The 23,325-nt window shown below is 68.9% G+C and carries 26 protein-coding genes and 3 pseudogenes; 15 read left to right on the top strand and 14 right to left on the bottom strand.

Annotated features, from left to right (window positions below):
* Positions 1-71: 71 nt before the first annotated feature.
* Positions 72-743, bottom strand: coding sequence for a TetR/AcrR family transcriptional regulator (locus OHA19_RS41380; protein WP_331749990.1), 672 nt, complete (start codon positions 741-743; stop codon positions 72-74).
* A 61-nt stretch (positions 744-804) separates the two neighbouring features.
* On the opposite strand from OHA19_RS41380, the gene OHA19_RS41375 reads away from it, so the two are divergent.
* Positions 805-2,217, top strand: a complete 1,413-nt coding sequence (locus OHA19_RS41375) for an MFS transporter (protein WP_331754370.1) — start codon at positions 805-807, stop codon at positions 2,215-2,217.
* Between the two features lie 76 nt (positions 2,218-2,293).
* Positions 2,294-2,476 (top strand): hypothetical protein, encoded by a 183-nt coding sequence (locus tag OHA19_RS41370; RefSeq protein ID WP_331750744.1) that lies wholly within the window; start codon positions 2,294-2,296, stop codon positions 2,474-2,476.
* A 181-nt stretch (positions 2,477-2,657) separates the two neighbouring features.
* On the opposite strand, the pseudogene OHA19_RS41365 reads toward OHA19_RS41370, so the two are convergent.
* From OHA19_RS41365 to OHA19_RS41355, 3 genes and pseudogenes are all read right to left on the bottom strand, one after another.
* Positions 2,658-3,041 (bottom strand): annotated as a pseudogene (locus OHA19_RS41365) (transposase); the annotation flags it as partial.
* Positions 3,042-3,063: 22 nt separating this feature from the next.
* Positions 3,064-3,627, bottom strand: coding sequence for a transposase (locus tag OHA19_RS41360; RefSeq protein WP_405753469.1), 564 nt, complete (start codon positions 3,625-3,627; stop codon positions 3,064-3,066).
* A 130-nt stretch (positions 3,628-3,757) separates the two neighbouring features.
* A pseudogene (locus tag OHA19_RS41355) lies at positions 3,758-4,177 on the bottom strand (transposase); the annotation flags it as partial.
* Positions 4,178-4,408: 231 nt separating this feature from the next.
* On the opposite strand from OHA19_RS41355, the gene OHA19_RS41350 reads away from it, so the two are divergent.
* Positions 4,409-5,011: a GNAT family N-acetyltransferase gene (locus tag OHA19_RS41350; RefSeq protein WP_266694094.1), complete on the top strand. Its 603-nt coding sequence runs from the start codon at positions 4,409-4,411 to the stop codon at positions 5,009-5,011.
* Positions 5,012-5,040: 29 nt separating this feature from the next.
* Here OHA19_RS41350 and OHA19_RS41345 read toward each other — a convergent pair whose 3' ends face one another.
* Positions 5,041-5,577 (bottom strand): hypothetical protein, encoded by a 537-nt coding sequence (locus tag OHA19_RS41345; RefSeq protein WP_331754367.1) that lies wholly within the window; start codon positions 5,575-5,577, stop codon positions 5,041-5,043.
* A gap of 27 nt (positions 5,578-5,604) precedes the next feature.
* Complete coding sequence (locus tag OHA19_RS41340; protein ID WP_331754366.1) at positions 5,605-5,775, bottom strand: hypothetical protein; 171 nt, start codon at positions 5,773-5,775, stop codon at positions 5,605-5,607.
* Here OHA19_RS41340 and OHA19_RS41335 point away from each other — a divergent pair.
* Both OHA19_RS41335 and OHA19_RS41330 read left to right on the top strand, forming a co-directional pair.
* Positions 5,774-6,400 (top strand): GNAT family N-acetyltransferase, encoded by a 627-nt coding sequence (locus tag OHA19_RS41335; protein WP_331750005.1) that lies wholly within the window; start codon positions 5,774-5,776, stop codon positions 6,398-6,400. The two genes, OHA19_RS41340 and OHA19_RS41335, sit on opposite strands and share 2 nt — an antisense overlap.
* Before the next feature lie 352 nt (positions 6,401-6,752).
* Positions 6,753-7,211 (top strand): serine hydrolase domain-containing protein, encoded by a 459-nt coding sequence (locus OHA19_RS41330; protein ID WP_331754364.1) that lies wholly within the window; start codon positions 6,753-6,755, stop codon positions 7,209-7,211.
* Here OHA19_RS41330 and OHA19_RS41325 read toward each other — a convergent pair.
* Positions 7,149-8,353 (bottom strand): IS3 family transposase gene (locus tag OHA19_RS41325; protein ID WP_331734386.1). Its coding sequence is split into 2 segments (ribosomal slippage): positions 7,149-8,062 and positions 8,062-8,353, totalling 1,206 coding nucleotides; the frame shifts between segments, so codons are not numbered across the junction. The two genes, OHA19_RS41330 and OHA19_RS41325, sit on opposite strands and share 63 nt — an antisense overlap.
* A gap of 133 nt (positions 8,354-8,486) precedes the next feature.
* Here OHA19_RS41325 and OHA19_RS41320 point away from each other — a divergent pair.
* On the top strand, positions 8,487-9,383 hold the full coding sequence (locus OHA19_RS41320) for a serine hydrolase domain-containing protein (protein WP_405753466.1): 897 nt from the start codon (positions 8,487-8,489) through the stop codon (positions 9,381-9,383).
* Between the two features lie 99 nt (positions 9,384-9,482).
* Here OHA19_RS41320 and OHA19_RS41315 read toward each other — a convergent pair whose 3' ends face one another.
* Both OHA19_RS41315 and OHA19_RS41310 read right to left on the bottom strand, forming a co-directional pair.
* Positions 9,483-9,770, bottom strand: a complete 288-nt coding sequence (locus OHA19_RS41315; protein WP_266694078.1) for a hypothetical protein — start codon at positions 9,768-9,770, stop codon at positions 9,483-9,485.
* Between the two features lie 5 nt (positions 9,771-9,775).
* On the bottom strand, positions 9,776-10,282 hold the full coding sequence (locus tag OHA19_RS41310) for a DUF2269 family protein (RefSeq protein WP_331750014.1): 507 nt from the start codon (positions 10,280-10,282) through the stop codon (positions 9,776-9,778).
* 89 nt (positions 10,283-10,371) lie between these two features.
* Here OHA19_RS41310 and OHA19_RS41305 point away from each other — a divergent pair, with 89 nt between their 5' ends.
* The 3 genes from OHA19_RS41305 (at position 10,372) to OHA19_RS41295 (ending at position 11,879) form a co-directional block, all read left to right on the top strand.
* Complete coding sequence (locus OHA19_RS41305; protein WP_266694071.1) at positions 10,372-10,713, top strand: PadR family transcriptional regulator; 342 nt, start codon at positions 10,372-10,374, stop codon at positions 10,711-10,713.
* A complete protein-coding gene (locus tag OHA19_RS41300) occupies positions 10,710-11,390 on the top strand; it encodes a hypothetical protein (protein WP_331750017.1) in 681 nt (226 codons plus the stop codon). Before OHA19_RS41305 ends, OHA19_RS41300 begins: the two co-directional genes overlap by 4 nt.
* 108 nt (positions 11,391-11,498) lie before the next feature.
* The gene (locus OHA19_RS41295; RefSeq protein WP_405753464.1) at positions 11,499-11,879 is read left to right on the top strand and encodes an Lrp/AsnC ligand binding domain-containing protein; all 381 of its coding nucleotides are present in this window, start codon (positions 11,499-11,501) and stop codon (positions 11,877-11,879) included.
* Positions 11,880-11,954: 75 nt separating this feature from the next.
* Here the strand turns inward: OHA19_RS41295 and OHA19_RS41290 are convergent, their stop codons facing one another.
* Complete coding sequence (locus OHA19_RS41290) at positions 11,955-12,263, bottom strand: hypothetical protein (protein WP_331754357.1); 309 nt, start codon at positions 12,261-12,263, stop codon at positions 11,955-11,957.
* 674 nt (positions 12,264-12,937) lie between these two features.
* Here OHA19_RS41290 and OHA19_RS41285 point away from each other — a divergent pair.
* The 5 genes and pseudogenes from OHA19_RS41285 to OHA19_RS41265 all read left to right on the top strand — a co-directional run bounded on the left by OHA19_RS41285 (position 12,938) and on the right by OHA19_RS41265 (position 17,457).
* On the top strand, positions 12,938-14,485 hold the full coding sequence (locus OHA19_RS41285) for a flavin-containing monooxygenase (RefSeq protein WP_405722669.1): 1,548 nt from the start codon (positions 12,938-12,940) through the stop codon (positions 14,483-14,485).
* A 64-nt stretch (positions 14,486-14,549) separates the two neighbouring features.
* Positions 14,550-15,002, top strand: coding sequence for a hypothetical protein (locus OHA19_RS41280; RefSeq protein WP_331754353.1), 453 nt, complete (start codon positions 14,550-14,552; stop codon positions 15,000-15,002).
* A gap of 130 nt (positions 15,003-15,132) precedes the next feature.
* Positions 15,133-16,144, top strand: a pseudogene (locus tag OHA19_RS41275) (NAD(P)/FAD-dependent oxidoreductase).
* 100 nt (positions 16,145-16,244) lie between these two features.
* Entirely contained in the window at positions 16,245-16,586 is a 342-nt protein-coding gene (locus OHA19_RS41270; RefSeq protein WP_329595518.1) for a thioredoxin domain-containing protein, read from the top strand.
* Between the two features lie 88 nt (positions 16,587-16,674).
* Positions 16,675-17,457, top strand: a complete 783-nt coding sequence (locus OHA19_RS41265; protein ID WP_331750033.1) for a class I SAM-dependent methyltransferase — start codon at positions 16,675-16,677, stop codon at positions 17,455-17,457.
* A gap of 143 nt (positions 17,458-17,600) precedes the next feature.
* Here the strand turns inward: OHA19_RS41265 and OHA19_RS41260 are convergent, their stop codons facing one another.
* The 4 genes from OHA19_RS41260 to OHA19_RS41245 form a co-directional block, all read right to left on the bottom strand.
* Positions 17,601-18,518 carry a PaaX family transcriptional regulator C-terminal domain-containing protein gene (locus OHA19_RS41260; protein ID WP_331750036.1) on the bottom strand — a complete coding sequence of 306 codons (918 nt, stop codon included), beginning with the start codon at positions 18,516-18,518 and terminating at the stop codon, positions 17,601-17,603.
* Positions 18,519-18,878: 360 nt separating this feature from the next.
* Positions 18,879-20,336 carry an NF041680 family putative transposase gene (locus OHA19_RS41255; RefSeq protein ID WP_331749007.1) on the bottom strand — a complete coding sequence of 486 codons (1,458 nt, stop codon included), beginning with the start codon at positions 20,334-20,336 and terminating at the stop codon, positions 18,879-18,881.
* A 140-nt stretch (positions 20,337-20,476) separates the two neighbouring features.
* Entirely contained in the window at positions 20,477-21,304 is an 828-nt protein-coding gene (locus tag OHA19_RS41250) for an alpha/beta fold hydrolase (RefSeq protein ID WP_331754349.1), read from the bottom strand.
* Positions 21,305-21,346: 42 nt separating this feature from the next.
* Positions 21,347-22,570, bottom strand: a complete 1,224-nt coding sequence (locus OHA19_RS41245; RefSeq protein WP_331754346.1) for a saccharopine dehydrogenase NADP-binding domain-containing protein — start codon at positions 22,568-22,570, stop codon at positions 21,347-21,349.
* Between the two features lie 80 nt (positions 22,571-22,650).
* Between OHA19_RS41245 and OHA19_RS41240 the strand changes: the two genes are divergently transcribed.
* Positions 22,651-23,277, top strand: coding sequence for a GNAT family N-acetyltransferase (locus OHA19_RS41240; RefSeq protein WP_331754343.1), 627 nt, complete (start codon positions 22,651-22,653; stop codon positions 23,275-23,277).
* Positions 23,278-23,325 lie beyond the last annotated feature (48 nt).

The raw sequence follows: 23,325 nt of genomic DNA, 5'->3' as shown, positions 1-23,325 counted from the left end.
AGGAGGCGGGCGGCCTGATCTTCGGCTGCTGTCCGCTGACTGGGGCGCGGCGGAGCTCGGGTTGGCCCGCGTCACTCCCTGTGGCGGTGGTGGATCTGCGGATCTCCGTCCTTCTTGCGGCTGATCTCCACCAGCTTCGGATAGTCGACCGCGACGCCCCGCAGCAAGGTGTGCACAGCCTGCTCCACTTCGTCGTCGCTGGTGACGGCGTGGCCGAACAAGGCGCGGTAGTGGACCAGTGAGGCGAGCAGGTCGAGCAGCAGGTCCCGGTCGACGTCGTCGCGCAGGTCGCCCCGCGCGATGGCGGCGTCGAGGGCCTGCCCGACGGCGATCCGGGGCGGGTCGAAGAGGGCGGCCATGAACGTCTCGCGGCGTTGTGGATCGTCGCCGTAGTCGGCGAGCAGTGAGGCGAGTGCGTCCGGTGGCATGCGCTGGAATGCGGCGACGTACAGCTTGATTGCATCGCTGAGGTCGCAGATCGTGCAGTCGGTGGCGGGGGGCTTGAGATGGCCCAGGCGAGCGGTCAGGGCGTCGAACACCAAGCTGGGCAGGGTGCTCCAGCGTCGGTAGACGGCCGGCTTCGTGGTGCCGGCGCGCCGTGCCACGGCCTCCACGGTGAGCCGGGCGTACCCGACCTCGTCGAGGAGATCGAGCACCGCGTCGAGGATCGCTTGGTCGATGGATGCGTCGCGCGGGCGGCCGCCCGGGGCCCGACTGCTGGGTGCATGTTTCGCTTCAGCCATACCGTCAGTCTAGTGTTATATTACGTTCCGGCACGTAATGAATCTCTCGAAGGGGAAGCGTGTGACCACCAGAAGCGAGGAGCCGACTGCGTCACCGTCACCAGCCGGGTGGGGAGCGTTGCTCGGCCGGGAACACGGGGCCGTCGCGGCGACGCTTGCGGCCGGAGTCGCGCTGCACGCCGTGAATGTCTACCTTGCGACCACCATCCTGCCGTCGGTCATCGCCGACATCGGCGGATCGAACCTGTACGCCTGGGCCACCACGATCTTCGTATTCGCGTCCGTGCTCGGGTCGACGGCCGCCTCCGCCGTCCTCGGAGCCAGCGGCCCGCGCTCCAGCTACCGCTTCGCGACACTGTTGCTTGCGGCCGGAACGGTGGTCTGCGCGCTCGCCCCGACGATGCCCGTCCTGCTGGCCGGACGCCTCATGCAGGGCATCGGAGGCGGCCTGCTCTTCGCTCTCTCCTACGCCATGGTCCGCATCACGCTGAACGAGGCACTGTGGCCACGCGCCATGGCGCTCGTTTCCGCCATGTGGGGCGTCGCGACGCTCGTAGGCCCCGCCCTCGGCGGGGTCTGCGCCCAACTCGATGTCTGGCGCGGCGCGTTCTGGGGGCTTCTGCCGTTCCTGCTCTTCTTCGCCTTCTGGGGCGCGATGCGACTGCCCAAGGGGACGGCGGGGGAGTCGGCTCCGCGCATTCCCTGGGCGAGCGTGAGCCTGCTCGGCCTGGCCGTGTTGCTCATCTCCGCAGCCAGCATCTCGTCCCGGCTCGCCGTCAACGCCGCCGGACTTCTGGCGGCCACGCTGCTCCTGGTCGCCTGGCTGCGACGTGAGCGGCGTGCGACGCTCCGGCTCATCCCGGCCACCGCATTCGGCCCGGACGCGCGGCTGCGGCTCGTCTACGTCACCATGGCCCTGCTGGTGCTCTCCAGTACCGTCGAGGTCTACGTGCCCTACTTCGGGCAGCGTCTCCAAGGGCTCGGGCCTCTGGCGGCCGGGTATTTGGGCGCCGTCCTGGCGGCGGGCTGGACGCTCGGCTCGATCGCGTGCAGCGGCATGCAGCACCGCAGAGGGTTGATCATCGGCACCGGTCCGGTCTTCTCCCTGATCGGGCTCGTCGTACTCTTCTTCACCGGCCCGGCGCACTCGGGCGCGGTCACGACCGTCGCGACAGTGGGCGCCGGGCTGCTCCTGCTGGGCTGGGGCATCGGCATGGCATGGCCCCATCTGCTGACCCGGGTCCTGCAGTTGACGCCGAAGGAGGACCAGGACCTCGCCGGTTCCTCGGTCACGACGATCCAGCTCACCGCGACCGCCTTCGGATCGGCGTTCGCCGGGATGGTCGCCAACGTGATCGGATTCTCCGACGGCGCGGACGTCACCGACCTGCAGAGCACAGCACGCTGGATGTTCGGCCTGTTCATGCTCGCACCGTTGGCCGCTGTGATGACGGCGCGGCGCGCCCGCCGTTGAGGCAAGCCTCCGGGAGTCGTCTCGCTGGCCGGACGTTGTGTATGCGCGGGCTGCCGATGAGTTGGGTGTGTCGGCGATGACGGTCAGCAAGTGGCGTAAGCGGTTCATGGAGTCACGGTTGGAGGGCTTGGCGGACACCGACCGGCCGGGACGGCCGAAGACCATCCTGACTTTGAGAGATCTCGAGCGGGAACAGCTGACGCGTTTGGGCCCGTCGGGCGAAGGTTCCTCTCATCCGGGCCAGTACCTGGATCGGTAGGTCCTTGAGCCTCGATCGTTCATGAGTCCTCGTCGGTGTGCTGACGGGGACTCTGTGTTTGCGAGGTGCGGTCTTTTCGGGGCTGGGGCATGTTGACGGCCCGGTTGTCGCGTCGGGTGGGCGCCGGGTTCCACTTTCCCGGTGTGGTGGTGCGGATCGTTGGGGCGGTCGGTGTGGCTGGTCAGCCGGGGCTCGGCAAGGCATTGAGCCGGTCGATTGCCCGGGTGACTTCGTCGGTCCAGGGCCATCGCGTGGTGAGGCGGAGCCAGCGGCGGTGGCCGGTGGTGACCAGTTGGGCGGCGGCGGAGGACAGTCGCAGGCGGAGCTTTTTGGGTTCCCGGCGGCGCGTTTCTGCGGTCAGGGTGAGCATCGGCATCCAGGCGAGGAGGTCGGGTGCGAAGGAGACGATCTCCAGCCGGATCCGGTTCTGTGCCGTGTCATGCAGGGGCAGGTTGCGCAGGCCGGTGTCGCGGGCGTTTCGGATGCCGTCCTCGCGGCGGGCCCGCCTGCGGTGGAGCAGTTCGGGTTCGGCGAGTTGGCCGCCTTTGGTATTGGTCGCGAAGCAGACACCTCAGGGTTCTAACTCGTCAAGCGGTGGCAGCGAGTTCGACGGGGAAGGCGGTTTGTTCCTCGAACAGCTTGTGGTGCTGGAGGCAGTGGTAGAGCTGGCCGAGCATGCGGTTGAAGAGATTTCTCTGGGCGGCAGTGTGCCAGTCTCCGTGGTCGTCGCGGCGCCTTCGGTAGTGGGCCTTGGCGCCGGGTGAGGCTGTGATGGCGGAGAAGGCCCAGAGGCAGCCGGTGTGGTTGAGCCGGTCGTTCTTCACCCACCGCCGAGTGATGCTCGACTTCTTGCCGGAGGCCCTGGTGATGGGCGAGGAGCCGGCGTATGCCTTCAGCCCGCGGGCGTCGGCGAACCAGGTGCGGTCGTCGCCAATCTCAGCCAGCACCCGGGCGCCGAGCTGGACGCCGAGGCCGGGGATACTGAGGACGATCTCAGCATCCGGGTGCTGAGGGAACGCCTCCTCCACCGCCTTGGCCAGGTTGTCGGCGGCTGTGCAGGCGGCTTCAAGTTGGAGCACAAGGGCGAGCATCTGCTGGCCGAGCGCGTCTTCGACCACGGGCGGCTGCTGGGCCCAGTCGGCGCGGAACACCTCTCGAAGCCGGTCGGCTTGTGTTGCGATGCCGCGTTGGCGACCAGCTCGTTTGAGCGCGGCCTGCAACTGCGTGCGTGTCAGGGAAGCGGCGCGGGATGGTGTCGGAGCCGCTTTGAGGACCTCAAGGGCCTCCGGCGGCCGGACCGTTCGCCCCGGCCAGTTCCCGGGCCCGCGACCGTACTTCGGCCCGCGTCGACCGGATCGCGGTGAGCGCCTTCGGTCCGGCTGCGGCGAGGGCGCCGATGAGCCGTGAGACCGTGGGGCCGGACGCCACCGGGCCGAACACGTCGGGCTCGGCCCGCAGCATGGCGACATCGGCGAGGCAGTCCCCGCCCAGAGCCGTCGCGAGCGCGACATCCAGCAGGACCTTGCCCGGGTCGTGCACTGCCCGCGGCTTACGCCACGGTGCCAATGCCACCGATATCGCGGTGTCCAGGCCGGACTTGCGGACCGTCTCGACCAGCAGCACCGCCCCGGCCTGCGAGACCGCCCCGCTGCCACCGCCCTCGACGCGGACACGCGGGTACAACCCGATACGCTTGCTCACCTGGAGAGTGCTTCTTTCCGTGCAGCCAACAGGACCCTAGACAAGTCCCATCGTTGCAGGTCAGAAGCACTCTCCGCTTATTTGATCAAGGCATGGACGAGCACGCTCATGAAAGCGCGAGGCTAGACATCTGCCAAGCCGGTCGACTCTGTTCTCCCAAAGCTGTCGCGATGTGATGAACAGCGTAAATGCTCCCGGGAACTCGCCTGCTGGCAAGGTCGTTCAACAGGCATGCCCCACATTCAGGACGCCCCTGTCGTACGCCCCATCACCGACGTCGACATCCCCGCCGCCGTCGAGACCCTGACCCGGGCCTTCGCCGACTACCCCTACACCCGGCACGTGGTCGCCGCAGACGACCACGAGGACCGGATCCGGCGCTTCCAAGAGCTCTGCTTGACACGCGTCGGGATGGTGTACGGGCGCGTGTGGGTTGCGGACGAGGGCCGCGCTGTCGCTGTCTGGGCCGCTCCTGACCAGGACCCTTCGCCCGCTTTCGCTGAGGTCGGCCCGTTGCTCGGCGACCTTGCCGGTGACCGGGCGGCTGCATATGAGTCTGCGGAGCAGGCTGTCGCACCGTACCGGCCGCAAGAGCCGGCGTGGTTCCTCAACACGGTGGGAGTCGCCCCTGAAGCCCAGGGGCAGGGCCTTGGCAGTGCGGTGCTCGTCCCCGGTATCCAGGCGGCTGCACACGCCGGGTACCCGGCGTTCCTGGAGACTTCCAGCGAGCGGAACGTGAAATTCTACGAGCGTCTCGGCTTCGAGGTCACAGCCGAGATCTTGCTCCCCGACAACGGCCCTCGCACGTGGTGCATGCGTAAGGACCCTCGCTAGTGGTGGTTTGTTAAGCCGGGGAGTAGAGGTCAAGCGGGTGGCTTGCGCCGACGGCGTTGATCAGGGCTTGGAGTTCCGGTGGTGGGGGTGCATTCGTCCAGGCTCGCCAGCATCGTTGGAGGCTGGTCCAGGGGTCGAGCCAGGCTCGGTCGGCGCGTATTGCTTTGGGCCAGCTGGCCGTGTGGGGTTGGTGGGGTCTGGTTGGTCCTCCTCTCGGGCCGGTCCGGTTCTTCGGGCGGCTCCGGTGGTGCTGTGCCGGGCGAATCCTCGGGTGGCGGACTGAACCAGGCGTCCCAGCAGAACGAGAACGCGCAGGTGACCAGCGTCTGGTGGCGGCGGATGGCGGTGTCGGAGCGGACCTGGAAGTCGGCCCACCCGAGTTCGTCCTTGACCTGCTTGTAGTTCTGCTCGATCCAGTGCCGGATGCCGTAGATCCGGACGACTTCGTGCAGGTCAGCGGCGGATTCGGGACTATCGGCCTCGCGGGGGCCGCCGGGTCGGGGCAGGACGGTGGCCAGGTACCAGGTGGCCTTCGCGGGCAGGGTGGCCGGGTCTGCGGTCGCCACGACCAGGTGGACGTTTCCATCGGGGTCTCACCAGCCGAGATGGGCGTCGGCGGCCCACCAGGTCTCGGTGTGTCCGTCGCGGAAGGTTCGCTCGACGGCGGTCCAGTCGCCGGGATGCTCGGGATCCGTCCAGGTCAGGGCGCGGGCGGCGTCGGCGGGGGTGTAGGCGTCCTTGCCGTAGGAGCAGGTGCCCATCATGACCGACCAACAGTTCACGGACCCGGCTGAGCGCGGACCAGAGATCGACGACTGCCCGACGGTGGATGCCTGCGCACGTGTGCTGGCCGATGCCTTTGCCCGCGAGCCGGCGGTCTCCTGGGTCGGCGGCGGTTCATCCGCCGCAAGGGAGAATTGGTTCGACGCCACCCTGCGCGCCGATGCCACCATTCCCGGATCGCGTCGCTACGCCCTGACCGGGGATGGCGGCCGTCCCATCGCGGTCGCCGTCCTCACCCCGCCCGGAGCTCGGCTCTCACCTGCCGCTCAGGCGCAGTGGGCGGCCCGTACACTCGCGCGTTGCGGACCCCGGTCCGTGCAGCGGACCCTGCGCTATCTCGACCTCACCGAAGCCGGTGCGCCCGAGAGTGCCTGGACGCTGGAGTTCATCGGGGTGGTTCCCGGCGCTGCGGGCCGCGGGGCGGGGAGGCGTCTCCTCGACCGTCTGCTGGCCGACACATCAGCCACGGCCGGGGTCTTCCTCACCACCGCGGATCCCGGCAATGTGGCGCTCTACCAGCACTTCGGATTCGTCACCCTGAGGCACCTGTCCGTCGGACCGCTGAATGTCGCGACCATGTTGAGAAGGCGTACGAGCAATCCGTAGCCGAGGGCAGTCCACATGCGGATACGGATCGTCAGTCGCCTTCCCGCCATGGGGTGTGCGCAGTGACCTGGCCGTCGCGATCGCCCTCGGAATACCGTGAGCGCCTCGACTACGTGCCGTTCCAGGGTGGTGTCGTGGGCGTGTAGGGAGGTCGTGCTCCTGCGTGCAGGGCCAGAAGGATGCCGGCCCGCGTGAGATCCTCTGGTGTGTCAAATGCTATTCCGTCGTTCGCGACGGAGAACATCCGTACGACGCGCCGTGTCCGGCGAAGCGCAGCATCTAGCGGCCCCTGCTGGAGTTGCCGGAAGCGGCCCCGCCAAGTGGCCACCGGGCCGGCATCCGGATGGGTTTTGTGGCAGCGGCCAAGCCTGGGGGCGCGGATGTTGCGGGCGCGGCCAACGGCATCCTGGAGCGTGCAGGCGAAGCTTGGCAGATGGATCTCTCTACCCTCTTTGAAGGGCTTATCGGGCCGGACGATCCCGGGATGGCGCTCGCGACCTACCGTGATGGTGCAGTGGTCGACGTGGGGTGTGCCGGACTGGCGTCGGTGGAGTTCGGCGTGCCGATCGATGCCCGTACCCGTTTCGACATCGCTTCGGCGAGCAAGCAGTTCACCGCCGTCAGTGTGTTGCTGCTCGCCAGGGACGGCGTGCTGACTCTGTCCGACGACATTCGCGACCACCTGCCTGAATCGTGGATCAGAAGATCACCATCGACAGGGGCCTTGACCCCGAATCCTGAACACGGTTTAGGCGGCTGGTGCCAGCGTAGTTGGTGTGTGGTGGAGGGTGTTCTCGAAGGCGATCGGTGATTGTTGTCCGAGGCGGGAGTGTCGGCGCCGGGTGTTGTAGCGGTGGAGCCATCTGAAGGCGTCGAGTCGGGCTTCGCTCTCGTCTGGCCAGCTCTTTCGCCCTTGGAGAGTTTCGCGTTTGAAGGTCGCGTTGAAGGACTCGGCGAGTGCGTTGTCCGCGCTGGAGCCGACCGCGCTCATGCTCTGCCGAACCCCTGCTGACCTGCAGGCTTCGGCGAAGGACCTGCTCGTGTATTGGGCTCCGTGGTCGGTGTGCATGATCGATCCGGCGAGGCTGCCTCGGGTGCGGACGGCTGCGGCCAGGGCGTCGGTGACGAGGTCCGCACGCATGTGGTCGGCGATCGCCCAGCCAGCCAGACGTCGCGATGCGAGGTCGATGACGGTGGCCAGGTAGCAGAACTTCCCGCCGTCGATGGGCAGGTAGGTGATGTCGCCGACGTATTTCGTGTTCGTAGCGGCGGCGGTGAAGTCGCGGCCGATCAGGTCGGGCGCCCTGGCCGCGGCCGGGTCGGGAACGGTGGTGCGGTGCCGGCGGCGCAACCGGACCCCTTCGATCCCGAACGTCCGCATGATCCTCGCGACCCGCTTGTGATTGACCGCCTCACCGCTCGTCTCGCGGAGCTCGGCGGTGATCCTCGGGGCTCCGTAGGTGCCGTCCGATTCCTGGTGCACCGCCCGTATCCGGGCGGCCAGCCTCGCCTCGGCCGCCTGCCGGGCAGCCCGGTCCACAGCCGTCCGGCGCCAGTAGTAGAAACTCGAGCGGGCAACGCCGAGGATGCTGCACAGCCGCTTCACGCCATAGCGGCGCTGGAGGTCGGCGACACACTGGAAGCGGTTCACCAGCGCGTCTCCCCGGCGAAATACTTCGCCGCCTTCCGCAGGATCTCGCGTTCCTCCTCCAACTCGCGGACCTTCTTGCGCAGGGCTGCGTTCTCCGCCTCCAGCGGGGTCGGAGGCTGGGCCGGTTCCTGCGTCCGGCGTCCCCGGGGCCGACTCACCCCGGCCGCCCTCACCCAGTTCCGCAGTGTTTCAGGGTTGATCCCCAGATCGGCGGCGACCGACCTGATCGTCGCCTCCGGCCGCGACTCGTACAGCGCGACCGCATCCGCCTTGAACTCCGGCGGGTAGTTTTTCATGACCACGAGATGTCCGTTTCTCAGATCCTCAGGATCCAGTGTCTCGTGTGTCCAACATCAGGGGTCAAGGCCCCAGTGCTTGCGTCATACCGCCGGCCTGCCGGAGTGGTTTGCCCTGGTGGGCATCGCCAGTGTTCCGGTGACCAGGCGCACCGAGGGCCACCTCCTGCCGATCCTGGCCGGGATCCGGCGGACCAACTTCGCTCCCGGCGTCGAATTCTCCTACTCCAACACCGGGTATGTCCTGGCTGCCGCGATCACCAGGCGAGTCACGGGCATGTCACTGCGGGAGTTCAGCGCGGAGCGGATCTTGGGACCGCTGGGGATGGCCGACACGATGTGGCGGGACGACTCGTCGGAGGTGCTGCCGAGGTTCGCCTACGGGCACGGCAACGACGACGGCGTGATTCGACGGGCTGACACCGAGGAGTGCGTGGTCGGCGACGGCGGGCTGGCGACCAGCGTCGCCGACCTGGCTCACTGGTTGGGGTTCCTGGCGGACGGGCGGGTGCGGGGCGCCGACATCCGGGCGGCACTGCTGGAACGGGCGGTGCTGGCCGACGGCACCGTGCATCCGTATGCGCTGGGCGTCTACCACTTCACCGTCGGCGGCAAAGCGGCCTACGGCCACGCCGGGAGCGTGGATGGCTACCGGTCGCAGTTGCTGTATGTGCCGGAGGACGGGCTCGGCTTCGCGTGCCTGGCCAACCAGACCAGGATCGACCCACTGACGCTGGTGAACCGAGCGGCCGGCGGGGAGGCCGACCTACCGGCCGTGCAGGCGGTTCCCGGCCCGGTGCCGCTCGGGCATTGGCCCGCGCGGCACCTCGGCGCCAGCTACCTCAGCCTGAAACTCCGGCAGCACGGAATCACACCCCGTGCCAGCCGCCACAGCGCCCGCCTCGCCCTGGCCGCCGACCTGCCGGCATCGGTCCTCGCCGATTTCACCGGGACCAGCATCAGCAACGCCACCCGATGGACCGGATACGCCAGACGCGATTGGTTCGACTACATCGCGTCCCGCACGCAGATCTGACTGCTCCCAAGGGCAGCGGGGCACCGACGGAAGTCGTCAGCCTGCGTCTGAGCAGCGCGCTGGGAGATGGTTCCCGCGCTGTCGGTGATTGTTTCCCAGTCATCTGTCGGCGCCGGTCAGTCTGTCGGCTGAGGAGGCGGGTGGCTGCTGCCCCAGCACGCGCAGGGCGAGCAGCCCTCCGATGCCGGGAATGAAGGCACGCCCCTTGGTTCCCGGCCGCGCGAGGGCGGGAGTGAGGAAGACGGCGACGATGACGGCCAGGTAGGCCGTGCCGTGGACCAGGCCGCCCAGCGACGAGATCGCCCCGGTGTGCACGGTGAACAGGTTGAGCAGCAAGAGCGTGAGGGATGCAGCTTCAACCGCGGCGGCGATGCGGAGAGTTCGCATACTGATCAGGCTCCCGTCGTGGAGCCGGGGCGGACGATCATTAGGACGACAACGGCTGCCCACAGCAGGTTGAACATCCCTGTGGTCACGGAGAGGCGTGCGGCCGCCGACCGCAGCTGCGCAATGGCGTCCGTGGCCACGTCGGTGCCTGTCCCCCCTGGGCCGGACGCATACGCGGGTTGGGCGAGCAGCCGGGCCTGTCCGGGCAGGACCGCCGTGAGCAGCAGGGCCGCGGCGGCAGCCGTCAGCACGATCGACGTCAGTAGCCAGGCGTCGGTCAGGACGCCCATCCGGGCGCCGGTGGCGACACCGAGGACCGGGACGGCGATGCCGACGACCGTGTACGCACGGCAGATCTTGTGCAGGAACGCTGTGGTCTGGCCGTTGGGCTCCTGCACGTCGCCGCTGGCCGACAGCCTGGCGTAGCGGAGGAACATCGAGGCTGCGACAGCGATCGGCCCGATCGCCAGGATCGCGGCCAGGACGTGCAGCGAGAGCAGCAGCTTGGTCACAGGGGTCCCTTCATGGATAACCTGCCAATAGATTGGCTACCGATCTATAAGTAGCACAGGGCGACGCTTTTTAGGTAGGCTGCCTGACTATGAAGACGGATGCGGTACGCGGCCACCTGGACGGACTGCTGCTGTCCGTACTGGAATCCGGCCCCCTGCACGGCTACGCGATCATCGCCGCGGTCCAGGAGCGCAGCGGCGGCGTACTCGAGCTGCGCAAGGGCACCATCTACCCCGCCCTCAACCGGCTCGAGCGGATCGGACTGCTGAGCAGCGCCTGGGAGTCGGTGGGCGAACGCCGTCGGCGCTGCTACGAACTCACCGACGCCGGACGGCGCAGCCTGGCCACCGAACGGACCCACTGGCGGGCGTTCACCGCAGCGATCGGCTCGGTGCTGGAACCCACGCCGGCCCCCGGACACGCCACGTGAAAGCGCCCGAGATCCCTGCTGACGACCCCATCGAAGCCCACCTCGCGGACCTGACGGCCACCCTGCACGGCCCGGCCCGACTCAAGACCCAGATGGTGGACGAACTGCGCGAAGGCCTCCTGGACACCATGCGGGAACTGTCTCCCGATGCCGAACCCGACCGCGACGCCGCCCGTCAGGCCATCCGCGAGTTCGGCCCCGTGGCCGAACTCGCGCCCAGCTTCCAGCGCGAACTGACCATCACCCAGGCCCGTCACACCGCGCGCACCGTCATGCTGATCATCCCGTGCCTGCTGGTGTGCTGGTACCTGGTCGAGCTCTCCACCCGCGCGGCGGGCCACCGGCTGCCAGACCCGCTCCAGGTGGTCGTAGCCCACCTCGGCGGCCTCGCAGCGCTCACCGCGCTGCTGGCGGCCGTGTCCCTCTCCGTCACCGGCACCCTGGCCCGCCGACTGCCCCTCCCCCAACAACTGCCGCTCGTGGTCGCCTGGACGGGAACCACCGCGGCAGTCGCCCTCGGACTGAGCGCGCTGACCCTCATCACCGCCGCGGTATTCGCCACCAACTGGCCACTGACCGCGGCCGCCTGTCTGATCACCATCGTCTTCCACGCGCGCATCGCCGCCTCCGCACGGGCGTGCCGCCACTGCGCCTGCCTGCCTGTCACCGACCCCTGACGAACGGGGGGCCGCGGAGCACGCGACCTGAGCAGACAACAGCGAAACGGTCGTCATCGTGATCACGATGACGACCGTTTCGTCGTTGCTACAAAGCACCTTTCATCGGTGCTTCGCAGCGGGCTATGGGTCAGCGAGACCACCACGAGATGTGGGGCCGTGCTCTTCGGTCTCGGTTCCTTCGTCGGGGTCACCGCCGCTGGACGGGTCGTGGGACATCGGGTGGCGAGCTGGCCGGAAACCCGCATGTGCGCGGCCGTGGCCAGTCCGACCAACCTCGCTCTCATCGTCAATCTGCGGTCTTTCGAGCACCTTGAGGAAGTGCTGATCCGGATCGCCACGAAGTGCCCGGGCGTCGCCGTCACCGAACGACGGCTGGTGCTGCGACAGGTGAAGGTCTACGGCCGCCTGGTGGACGAGAGCGGCCGGTGCGTCGAGGTGATCCCGCCCGATCCATGGGCAGCAGAACCCGGGGCAACGACTGGCTGACTCCGTCGGAACCTGCTGCGCGTACGTGTACGGAACGGGCTGGCCTCCCCTGAGTGCCGGAAGCCGGCCAGTACATCAATCCGTGCAACCCTCGTTCCGTCCGTTCGGGGTGGGGCCCGCATCGTGAACGGCATCCGCCCAGACCGGTCCCGCGTCCGGCCGACGTACGGGAATGGCGGCCGTGAGCTCCTCGGGAGTCACCGCGAGAGCCTGGGCGAGGTTGGCCGTAAGCGCGGCGTCCAGGCCGTCGGACACGGCGAAAGCGGCGATGATGTGGATCGAGTTCCGGGTGTCGGCGGACTCGGTGTCGTGTCCGGCCCGTCGGCAGCGATGCAACAGCCAGCGGGCGAAGCTGTTGTGGGCAGGCTCGTCGTGGTTGGGCACGAGGCGGTTCCCTTCTTTTCGGTCACCTGAGGGCCGTGCGCGAGCAGTTGGTTTCTTGAACGGCCGACCCTGGAGCGGCCCTTGCGAACGGGCCTGCGATAGCGGCGGATCAGTGACGGCCGATGGCTGACGAGCGGCTGGTGAAGGGGTTCGTCCCGGCCGGTCCGGCACGGAGGTAAGGGCTTCGGTCTTCGCCCGCTCGGCTGTGGCGTACGCGCGGACCGAGTCGACGGTGTGCGGGGCAACTGCATCGTGACGGCCCCATGGACGACCACGATCGTCGCGTACGTCGAGGCGTAGCTTCCCGGCCAACCGGAAAGCCCCTTGGACCGCTTTGGCCTGGGCCGATGTCGCGTGTCCTGCCCGGCTCCCGCACCGGAGCTGCCCCTGAGCCGAGCCCGGGGCCGGCGCCCATGCCCACCACGGTCTCGGTCGCTTCGGGCAGCCCGGCCGCCACTCGCGCCCCCACATCCGATCCCGCCGGGTCTGGCGGATGGCGGGTTCCTCATTCACTTACCCTCTCTAATTAGATACGATCGAATGCTATACGATCGGTTTGAGATCGAGCAGAATGTTGATGGAGGAGGATCATGACCAACCCACAGCGCCCGGACACGGCTCCGCGCGGACCGGGGGCCGTGCCGCAGGCTCACGGCCCCGTGCAGGGGGATGCTATGAGCGGACGCCACGTATCCGTGGTCATCGTCGGCGCGGGATTCTCAGGGCTCGGTACGGCCATTCGGCTGCTGCAGGAGGGCCACCGGGATGTGCTGATACTGGAGCGGGCCGACGAGGTCGGCGGCGCATGGCGGGACAACACCTATCCCGGGTGCGCCTGCGACGTTCCCTCGCGCCTGTACTCGTTCTCCTTTGCGCCCAATCCCGCGTGGAGTCGGCGCTTCGCTCCGCGCGAGGAGATCGGGCAGTACCTCAGGCGCTGCGTCGACGAGTACGACCTGACGCCGAATCTGCGGCTCGGCTGCGAACTGCAACGCGCTACCTGGGATTCCGAGCGGCAACGCTGGGACCTGCGGACCAGCACGGGTCCGCTCACCGCCGGGCTGCTGGTACTGGCCCAAGGCCCGCTGTCGGAACCGGCCGTTCCTTCGCTGCCCGGGCTCGACAGCTTCATCGGCGAGGCGTTCCATTCCGCCCAGTGGAGGCACGACCTGGATCTGAGCACCAAGCGGGTGGGAGTGATCGGGACCGGCGCGAGCGCAATCCAGTTTGTCCCTCACCTGCAGCGCACGGCACGGCAGGTGACGGTCTTTCAGCGCACGCCTCCCTGGATCGCGCCGAGGCGCGACCGGGTCATCCCGCTGTGGCAGCAACGTCTGTTCCGGCTGGCGCCGCCGGTGCAGCGACTGGCTCGCGGCTGGGAGTATCTGGCCCGGGAGGCGACGCTGCCCGCTCTGCTCGGCAACCGCACCATGTCCGCACTCGGTCAACGCGAGGCGCTTGGCCATCTGCACCGTCAGGTTGCGGACCCGGGAATGAGGGCCAAGCTGACCCCGGACTACGGACTGGGCTGCAAGCGGGTCCTGCTGTCCGACGACTACTACCCGGCTTTGGGCCAGCCCAACGTCGACGTGGTCACTGATCCGATCACGAGCGTCGGGCCCGATGCGGTGCTCACCGCGCCCACCGCCGAGGCGCGGGACGGAGATGCCATCGCCGAGCACCCGGTGGACGTGCTGATCTACGGAACCGGATTCCGCGTCACTGACGCGACGTACGCGCAGCAGGTCGTCGGCGCCGACGGACGGTCCCTGAGCGAGGTCTGGGAAGGCAGCCCGCAGGCCCACCTCGGCACCACGGTCGCAGGATTCCCCAATCTCTTCCTGATGGCAGGTCCCAACACCGGCGTGGGGCACACGAGCCTCATCTACATGATCGAGTCGCAGATCGACTACCTGCTCAGCTGCCTGCGGCTGATGCGCAGCCGGGGCCTGACCGCCGTGGAAGTGCGTGCCGAGGCCCAGTACGCCTTCAACGCGGAGCTGCAGAGCCGGATGGAGCCCACCGTCTGGGCCGCCGGCGGCTGCGTCGGCTGGTACCAGGACCGCACCGGTCGTATCACGTCCATCTGGCCCGAACCGACATGGCGATTCCGTCGTCGCACGCGAGCCTTCGACCCGCGGCAGTACGTGCTGACGGCGGAGGGCGCCGCCCCGCCGCGTCCGCAGCCGTCAGGCCGGGCCGCACGGAACTCTGAAGGGTGAGTCCAGGATCGTGACGCGTCCTCGTGCCCGCAGCGGCCGGAGGGGCCCGCTCAGGGAGTTGATCGTGCCCACCGCGCTGAGCCGTACTCCGGCCACCCGCCTCTTCGCTGCCGAAGCGCTGAGCGCAGTCCTGTTCTCGGTGCCCATGCTGCTGTTCACCACGCCCAGTCACCCTAGAGTGCCCGACTGGTTCCAGTTACTGGGGCTCGGCCTCCTGCTCACGATGATCGGCGCCACCGTGCACACGTGGCGGCGGACCATCGCCGACGAGTTGATACCCGCCGGGCGAACGGGCCCGGCGGCCGGGGGAGCCTGCGGGCGTCTGCGTGAACAGCTCGGTGCGGAGCGCCGGTTGCGCCGGCTGCTGATCCTCTATCCAGCCGTGCTGGTGCTGCTGCTGCCAGTCCCCGATACCTGGGTGAACTTCTGGTTCTGGTCCACGCTGCTGGCGGCCGTAGCCGGCCTGATCTCGCTCGGCCTGCTGCTGCGCACGCCCGGCCGTCGCGGGCGTACATGATCTACTCCGGCGGCCAGGGGTGCGGGACATCCCGGCGGTATACGCGCCGGGCGGCGGAGTTTGCGAAAATGGCAAGGCTTTTTGTTGGCCTGCTGATCGGTGGTACACGCTCGGGGTGGAGGTGATCGCCATGAGCGGTACGACGAACAACGCGAAGAGCGGCACTTTTGACGATGGTGCGTACGACGTGGTGGTTGTGGGTGCGGGTGCGGCTGGTCTGAGTGCGGCTCTGGTCCTGGCCAGGGCCCGTCGCCGGGTCGCGGTGGTGGATGCGGGCGGGCCGCGCAACGCTCCCGCCGCGCATATGCACGGTTTCCTGTCCCGGGACGGGATGTCCCCGGCCGACCTGCTGGCGGTGGGCCGGGCCGAGGTCGCCGGTTACGGGGTGGGCCTGTTCGAGAGCCATGTGGATCAGATCGACCCCGGCTTCTCCGTTCGTCTGGACGGTGGTGCGGTGCTCGGCGCCCGCCGGGTCGTGGTGGCCACCGGACTGCGGGACGAGCTCCCCGCGATCCCCGGCGCGCGGGAACGGTGGGGCAAGGACCTGCTGTTCTGCCCCTACTGCCACGCGTACGAGGTGCGCGACCAACCAATCGGGGTGCTGGGTACCCACCCCGGCGCGGTGCGGCACGCGCTGCTGTTGCGGCAGTGGTCGCACGACGTCGTTTTCTTCGCGCACACCCTGGACCTCGGTGCGGAGGAGCGCGAGCAGTTGGCCGCCCGCGGCATCGTCGTCGCCGAGGGGACCGTCAAGCGTCTAGTGACGGACGGCGACCGGTTGCGCGGTGTCGAGCTGGTCGAGGGGCATGTCGTCCCCCGCTCCGCGGTGTTTGTCTACCAGCACATGGTGCCCCACGACACCCTGCTCACCGGCCTGGGGGTGCGAGCGGGACCCCAACGGCTGGGTGACCACCGACGATGCGGGCCGGACCAGCGTGTTCGGGGTGTGGGCGGTCGGCAACGTGTCCGATGCGAAGGCGCTCGTAATCACCGCTGCGGGGCAGGGGGCGGCGGCCGCGTCCGCCCTCAACCATGACCTGGTCGCGGAGGACGTCGAGCGTGCCGTGAAGTACGGCAGCTCTTCGTCCCGGGCGCCGCAGCATTTGCCGCGGCCGGTCCCACGAACCGCCTCGTCCGGCTGACCCCCGGTCGTTTCGCCGGCCGGTCCGGGCGGATGCGGTTCCCGGCCGGCCGGGAGGAACCGTACACATACACGAACACACCAACAAGGGAGAGTTCACCATGGCGGCAAAGTCCGCAGGCTCCGTGGACAGTGTCACCGAGCAGACGTTTCCCGCCCGCGTGCTGCAGGCGAAGCGCCCCGTCCTGGTCCAGTTCTGGGCCGAGTTGTGCGGGCCGTGCATCAGGGTCACTCCCATCGTCGAGCAGGTCGCCGCCGAGCACGCGGGTGTCCTGGACGTCGTCAAGGTCAATGTCGATGAGGAGCCCGGACTGGCGGGTCGGCACGGCATCTCCTCGAACCCCGCTTTCGTCGTCTACGCCGACGGCACTCCTGTGAAGACGTGGACGGGTGCCGCCCCGAAGCCCCTCCTGGAACGGAGCCTCGCACCCTTCCTTCGCTGAGCCCCGGCGTGCACTACCTGCTCGGCCCGGGCGCCGCCGCGCCGAGCAGGTAGTGCACGCCGTCCGTGCTGCTGGAACTGGAGGACTCATGAACGCACATCACGATCAGGACATCGAGTGGGACGTGCTGGGTGTGCACCAGGAACGTGAGGCAGGCCTGCAGGCTCCCGCCCTCGCACAGACGATGGACTGGTTGCGGGATCTGCTGCGGACCAACGGTGGCGGATGCACGCCCGTCCACCGGGTGCTGGACATCGGCAGCGGGCCGGGGGTGGTCACGTGTCTGTTGGCACACACTTTTCCGGACGCCGAGGTTGTCGCTGTCGACCAGTCGCCCGGCGTCCTGGAGAGGGTCCGCTCGCGCGCGGTGGCGCAAGGAATAGGAGGTCGGGTCGTCACTCGCCTGAGGAAGTCCCCGGGTGAGTTCGGATCGCCGGATTCCGCGGATCTGATCTGGATCCGAAACGGCTTCCACCGCATCGGGGACCAGGAAGCGGCATTGCGCTCCGTGGCCGGCTGCCTGCGGCCCGGCGGGCTCGTTGCCGTCGCGGGAAGCGGGCTGCCCCCGCGATTTCTGCCCCGTGACATCGGCATGGGGCGTCCAGGCCTGCAAGCCCGCCTGGACGCCGCCGAGGAAGCCTTCGGCGACATGCGCGACCAACTGCCCGGATCGGTCAGGACGGTGGAGGACTGGCCGGCCATGCTCGCCCGGGCCGGGCTCATCCCCAGCGGGACACGCAGCTTCTTCACCGACCTCCCGTCACCCCTCGGAATGTCGGCGTGCGAGCATCTGCAGATGCACCTGAGCCGGCTGCACGATCAGATCGGGACCGGCTGGAGCCGGAGGACCGCACGACCCTTGAGTGTCTGACGGACAGCGACACATGCACCGGCATCCTCGGCCGCGTGCCCCTGCGGTCGAGCAGCTCAAAGTCATTCCCTACGACGAGGAATGGCCCGGCCGGTACACGGCTCTCACGTCCCGCATCACGCATCCGGTACCCGGCTCCGTGCTCATCCGTCGCGGCGCTGCTCTGCGGACTTGGTCCCCCTGACAGCGTCGTCGTAAAGGCGAAACAGGCGGACGTGCTGCTCCGCCGCTGTGCCGGACTGCCCCAGCCGGTCCAGGAGCTGCCAGCACTGTGCGACGAGCCGACGTGCCTCGGTTCCCGGCCAGGGCCGGGGGAGCAGTTCGGGCGGCAGTAGAGGGTCGGGCTCCATCGCACGGCTGAATTCGGCGGCCAGTTCGACCGCGATGGTCAGCTGCTGGAGCGAGGAGGGGGCGGCCTCGTCCTGGAGTCGGCGCAGCCGCGGCTCGGCCACGGAAGCGAGTTGCCGATAGCCATCGGCGATCTCGTCCTGCGGCCACAGGCTGCGGGCAAGCGCGGCCGGATCGCGTACATCGCCCTGACGCAGGTCGTCGGTGGTGAGGAGGGTGAGGTGGCCGTGGATGCCGAGCCGGCGAGCCTCGTCCTCGACGTAGGGTTCCCATGCGTTGGCGCTGACGTAGAGGCCGCCCTGGACGGGGGCGCCACCAAGCCGGGTGAGAACAGTGCGCAGTGTGTCGCGCGCCGTGCGGGTGTCTTCGGGTACAGCGAAGGCGACCAGGTGCCAGATGCCGTCCCAAGGGGCGAGGCCCGCGTCCTGCCGGAAAGCGTGCGCGACGAACTCGACGTCCGGCCCCAGGGCCTGCACGGTAGCGCCGGTCGCCCGGAGCAGTGCTTTGCGCCCCCTGCCTTCCTGGACGAAGCGCCCCTCTGCTACGAGCCGCTTGATGCACAGACGTACCTGCTGGTCGGTCATGCCGAGCAGGTCGGCAGTGGCGTAGAGCTCGCCGGCGTCGACCGTGTGGTCGGTACGGATCAGAGCCTCGACCAGCATGCGGGTGGGGACCCGGACGGGCGTTGTCGGCGTGTGGAGCGAGTCGGTCATGAAGTGGCGGGCCTTTCTGGTACGTCCAAGGGTGCGGCGCATCGTGGTGCCGAGCCGCACCTCTGCAGGCCGCGCGGCCAAGAAGTGCGCTCGGTATACACGGGACGGTATCCGGGCCGCTCGTACAGTGTCCTGGCGCGTGGATTCCACGCCGACGTCCAGTCCGCTGTCCCGGCAGCAGTGCTCCAACACGAGGGCGATCCGAGCGTCGCGGGGAGCGCCACCCCTTCACGCCGTCGCACCTGTCGGAGGCGGGTACAAGCACCCGGGGTACCGAGGTCGGGGCGGGTCACGCCCCGCGGTGCCGTGGAAGCTCCCTCCTCGCTTGAACCGGGGGTGGTTCGGGACCTATCTTGATCTTTAACCTGTGCGGCGTGGACGTGGGGTCGTTGGCTTCTTCGTTCGTCGCTTTGCGGGGGCCGTTTTGCCGACCGTGTGCACGTCGTGGCGTGGGGTTGGCCGGGTGTTCTTGCGGCCGGGTGGCCGGCCTGGGCCGGGGTGGGAGGATTTCGGTGCTCCGGCGGGACAGGCTGCCTTGGGGCGGAGGTGCCGGTAATCGCGGCGGACTCGTGCGGGGGTGAGTCTGTCGGGCGGGCTCGGTTTCTCCCACGGCCGCCGGAGGTCGGCTGCCAGCGGGCGGGCCAGACGTAGCTGGGTGAAGACGGCGAGGATCAGCCAGGTCCAGCGGTCGGCTGCTTCGGGGGTGCGGATCTTGGGGCAGGTCCAGCCCAGGGTCTGCTTGAAGAGGCGGAAGGTGTGCTCGATGTCGAAGCGCCGCAGGAATGCCTGCCAGAGCAGGTCGACCTGGGTGGCGGTGGCGTCGGTGCCCGACCACCACAGCCACACCGGCTTCGGTGTCGCGCCGCTGGGCAGGTGCTCGACCTGCAGGCGGATCACGGTCCCCTCGATGACCGGCAGGGAGCCCAGCTGGGCGGTCCAGGCCGAGCGGTGGGTCAGTCTCGGGTGGAGCCGGTCCCAGGCCCGTGCGGTGGCGGTGCCGTAGAGACGGGTTGCGGTCACCGTCTGCGCGTCGGGTGTGTTCCAGGTGGTCGGGTCGCCGAAGACGAACTCGCCGCCGTGGCGGGGCGGGCGGCCCCGGGCGCCGGGCTCGCGGGGCGGGACTGCACGGCGCAGGACGCGGTCCGAACGCATCCGGCCCAGCACCTGCACCGGCAGATCCTTCAGCAGGAAGGCCAGCCGTGGCACGTCGTATCCGGCGTCCACCACGATCAGAACGTCCGGATCGCCGTCCTTCCACTGCCCGGCCGCCATCAGCCGCTCGACGAGCTCACGCATCTGCCCGGCCGTGACCGTGGCAGCATCATCCCCCGGGGCCAGACGCAGCGCGTCCAGCGGCGCCGTCCACGAACTGCGGCCCGTCTCCAGTGCGCAGATCACCGAGTACGGCCAGCCGGGCACGGGAATGTGCTGGTCCTTGCCCCGCCCGTAGGTGTGACACAGGATCCGCTGCGGTGAGGTGTGCGCGCTGGGCCGCAGCCAGCAGGTGATATCGGCGGCCAGGACCAGCCGGCCGTCCGCCGATCGCGGCAGAGGCACCGCGGTCAGGGCCCGCCGAAGCCGGGCCACATCGACCTCGCCCGCGGCCAGAGCGTCGTAGAGCCCACCATGCCCGCGACGATGCTCGCCCACCAGCGACAGCTCCACCAGCGACCGGACCGGACCATCGGCGCACAACACGGCGTCCGCGAGCTCGAACAACGCATCCGCCCGCCTGGTCAGACAGGAATAGAACTCACCCCGGAAGCGTGACAGTTCCGCAAACGGATCCTGCCGTACGACGCGATGCGACAGACTCATTCCCACGGCCTTCGTGCTGAGTGTTGTGTGTTCCTTGGTCGGATCACATGCTCAGACGAAGGCCGCCTGCACGTACGGCAGTTACCGGTCCGAGTGATCAAGTACGAGGACTCGTTCGGGCCCCGAGGTTAAAGATCAAGCTATGGCCTGTCCCAGAACGAGCCGAGCATGACGGCGACCTCGTCGACGCGCTCGATCTGCGGCATGTGGCCGGTCCGGGAGAACAGGTGGGTGCGTGCCCGGGGGAGAGCGGTCGCGGCGTTCACGAGGTGGGTGGCCGGCAGGATCCTGTCGTGGGTGCCCCAGACGACGAGCGTGGGGATGTCGAGCGCCGAGACCTCGGTGAGCAGCTCCTCGCGCCAGCCGTGGCGTACGCCGCGCCACGAACCGAGGGCATGGGACTGGCGCCGGAACGTCCGTGCCGCCCCTTCGCGACGGGAGAGCGCGAGTGCCAGGGCGACCCGTTCGGGTGTGGCGAAGGCCGGGTCGTAGAAGATGGAGCGCTCCGACAGCAGCGCGCTGTCCGCATGGGGACGCAGAAGCAGCCGCCAGAGCAGCGGAAGGTCGAGGATGCGCAGGGTCCAGGTGACGTCGCGGCCGAACCCTGCGCTGTTGAGCAGTGCCAATGACGCCACCCGCGCGGGGGCATCAGCGGCGAGCCGCATCGCGACGGCTCCGCCAAGCGAATTGCCCACCACATGGGCGCCCGAGGGGACCCCGAGCACGTCCAAGGCTCCTTCGACGTGCCGGGCCAGTGCCGCGAGGCGGCACTCGGGCAGGGCCTGGGACTGCCCGAAGCCCGCGAGGTCGATGGCGATCAGCCGGTACCCGCTCAGAGCGGCCCGCAGCGGCTCCCAGTCCTCCAGGCTGCGGCCCAGTCCGTGCAGCAGGATCACGGGCGGGCCGGTGCCCGTCGCCGCGTAACGGACGCGAAGCCCCCCGACCTCGACGAATTCCGCTGTATGCACGCCGACTCCTGGTTCCAGTGATTTCACCGGTATCTCCTCGTTTCAGCGGCTCGGGGTGACGGTGGTGATCACGCAGTTGCCGGGGTGGTCGTTGTTGGAGGTGTGGGGCAGGTGGTGGGACAGGTCGAGGAAGAACCGCTCGGGTTCGATGACGGCCTCGGGAGGGTGTACGCCGGGCCGGCCGCCGGTGCCGTCGAGAAGCTGGGCGAGCCCCAGGGCCAGCGGGATTCCGGTCGCCTCTGCCATGTCGTCGATCAGCGTGGTCATGCCGGACGTCTCGGCGAGGCGGGACAGGACGGTGACCGGCCTGCCGTTGCGGGTACCCGTGGCTGCGGCGAAGAACGGCGGCAGCGACCGGGGGCCCTTGAGGCCCATGGCGCCTGCCACGGCCCGCAGGCCGCGGGAAACCGAGGGTTTGGCCAGGTCGGTGGCGGCGGTTTCGTTGGTGAGTTTGCCGGCGTCGATGTCGCGGCGAAGGACGTCGAGGTAGGCCAGTGTGCCTGGGGTGATGACCATGAGGTTGGCGGCCTCGCCGGTCGGGCGGAAGCTGCGGTGGAGGGTGACCGGCTCGGGATGGCCGACGGTGTACGCCGTTCCGGAGTGCTCGGGGGAGAGGGCCAGCGTGACCGGACGGAGCGGCCGTCGGTGTACGAGCTGTCCGTCGCTGACGACGGCCACCTTCCCGCTGATCTGCTCCATCCAGTGCACGGCGGCGGCACTGGGCCGCCCGTCGGGGTCGAGCAGCTGCTCGTCGTCCTGGTCGTTGCCGGACACATCGACGGGCCATGCGGTGTACAGGTCCTGGACGTGGTCCAGCTGCTGGACGGCGCGTGCGGCCAGCAGGTTGCTGACTCCGGGGCTGGCGCCCATGCCCACCACCGCGCAGACCCCGGCGGACCGTGCTTCCTCGTCCAGATCGAGCATCTGCAGGGTCGGCTCCCAGTCGTCGCAGATGTCCAGGTAGTGCGTACCGGTCGCGATCGCGGCACGCAGCACGGTCAGGCCGAAGCGGTAGTACGGGCCGACGGTGTTGAGCACGACGTCGGCGTCGGCCATTGCGGCGCGGAGGGCGGAGTCATCGGTCACGTCCACCTGCAGGGCCCGCATGGGCGCACCACCGGCACCGGCGAGGTGGCGTACCAGCCTATGGGCCGCTTCAAGGCGTTTGTCGGCCACCACAATCTCGGTCACCTCGGGCAGCCCGGCCGCCACCCGCACCGCCACCGCCCCCATCGCGCCGGGTCCGCCTAGTGCCAGGATCTTCATTCACTCTTCCTCTCTAGTTCGTTACGATCGAAAGCTATACGATCGGTTTTGAATCGAGCAAGTGTTGATGAAGGAGAACCATGAACGACCCACAGTTCCCGGACACAGCTCCGCACGGGTCGGAGATCGACGACTGCCCGCCCGTGGACGCCTGCGTGGGTGCGCTGGCCGATGCCTTTGCCCGTGAGTCGGCGACCTCCTGGATCTGCGGCAGTTCGTCCGCCACCAGGGAGAACTGGTTCGACGCCACCCTGCGCGCCGATGCCACCATTCCCGGATCGCGCCGCTACGCCCTGACCGGGGACGGCGGCCGCCCCATCGCGGCCGCCGTCCTCACCCCGCCCGGAGCTCGGCTCTCACCTGCCGCTCAGGCGCAGTGGGCGGCCCGTACACTCGCGCGTTGCGGACCCCGGTCCGTGCAGCGGACCCTGCGCTATCTCGACCTCACCGAAGCCGGTGCGCCCGAGAGTGCCTGGACGCTGGAGTTCATCGGGGTGGTTCCCGGCGCTGCGGGCCGCGGGGCGGGGAGGCGTCTCCTCGACCGTCTGCTGGCCGACACATCAGCCACGGCCGGGGTCTTCCTCACCACCGCGGACCCCGGCAATGTGGCGCTCTACCAGCACTTCGGGTTCGTCACCCTGAGGCGCCTGTCCGTCGGACCGCTGAATGTCGCGACCATGTTGAGAAGGCGTACGAGCAGTCCGTAGCCACGGGCGGCCCGAATGCGAATGGCATGCAGCAACTCGATGACGATT

This window comes from Streptomyces sp. NBC_00012, assembly GCF_045040875.1.
In the GTDB taxonomy this organism is placed as follows: Bacteria; Actinomycetota; Actinomycetes; order Streptomycetales; family Streptomycetaceae; genus Streptomyces.
The sequence above is the reverse complement of the archived record's forward strand: the minus strand, read 5'-3'. Positions and strand labels throughout refer to the sequence as shown.

Bases quoted from the DNA above. Each gene is read 5' to 3' on its own strand.
- OHA19_RS41265 (WP_331750033.1), top strand. From the start codon at position 16,675: ATGAACGCACATCACGATCAGGACATCGAGTGGGACGTGCTGGGTGTG.
- OHA19_RS41245 (WP_331754346.1), bottom strand. From the start codon at position 22,570: ATGAAGATCCTGGCACTAGGCGGACCCGGCGCGATGGGGGCGGTGGCG.
- OHA19_RS41240 (WP_331754343.1), top strand. From the start codon at position 22,651: ATGAACGACCCACAGTTCCCGGACACAGCTCCGCACGGGTCGGAGATC.
- OHA19_RS41315 (WP_266694078.1), bottom strand. From the start codon at position 9,770: ATGCGAACTCTCCGCATCGCCGCCGCGGTTGAAGCTGCATCCCTCACG.
- OHA19_RS41380 (WP_331749990.1), bottom strand. From the start codon at position 743: ATGGCTGAAGCGAAACATGCACCCAGCAGTCGGGCCCCGGGCGGCCGC.
- OHA19_RS41255 (WP_331749007.1), bottom strand. From the start codon at position 20,336: ATGAGTCTGTCGCATCGCGTCGTACGGCAGGATCCGTTTGCGGAACTG.
- OHA19_RS41285 (WP_405722669.1), top strand. From the start codon at position 12,938: ATGAGCGGACGCCACGTATCCGTGGTCATCGTCGGCGCGGGATTCTCA.
- OHA19_RS41335 (WP_331750005.1), top strand. From the start codon at position 5,774: ATGACCGACCAACAGTTCACGGACCCGGCTGAGCGCGGACCAGAGATC.
- OHA19_RS41270 (WP_329595518.1), top strand. From the start codon at position 16,245: ATGGCGGCAAAGTCCGCAGGCTCCGTGGACAGTGTCACCGAGCAGACG.
- OHA19_RS41340 (WP_331754366.1), bottom strand. From the start codon at position 5,775: ATGATGGGCACCTGCTCCTACGGCAAGGACGCCTACACCCCCGCCGAC.
- OHA19_RS41350 (WP_266694094.1), top strand. From the start codon at position 4,409: ATGCCCCACATTCAGGACGCCCCTGTCGTACGCCCCATCACCGACGTC.
- OHA19_RS41370 (WP_331750744.1), top strand. From the start codon at position 2,294: ATGACGGTCAGCAAGTGGCGTAAGCGGTTCATGGAGTCACGGTTGGAG.
- OHA19_RS41305 (WP_266694071.1), top strand. From the start codon at position 10,372: ATGAAGACGGATGCGGTACGCGGCCACCTGGACGGACTGCTGCTGTCC.
- OHA19_RS41260 (WP_331750036.1), bottom strand. From the start codon at position 18,518: ATGACCGACTCGCTCCACACGCCGACAACGCCCGTCCGGGTCCCCACC.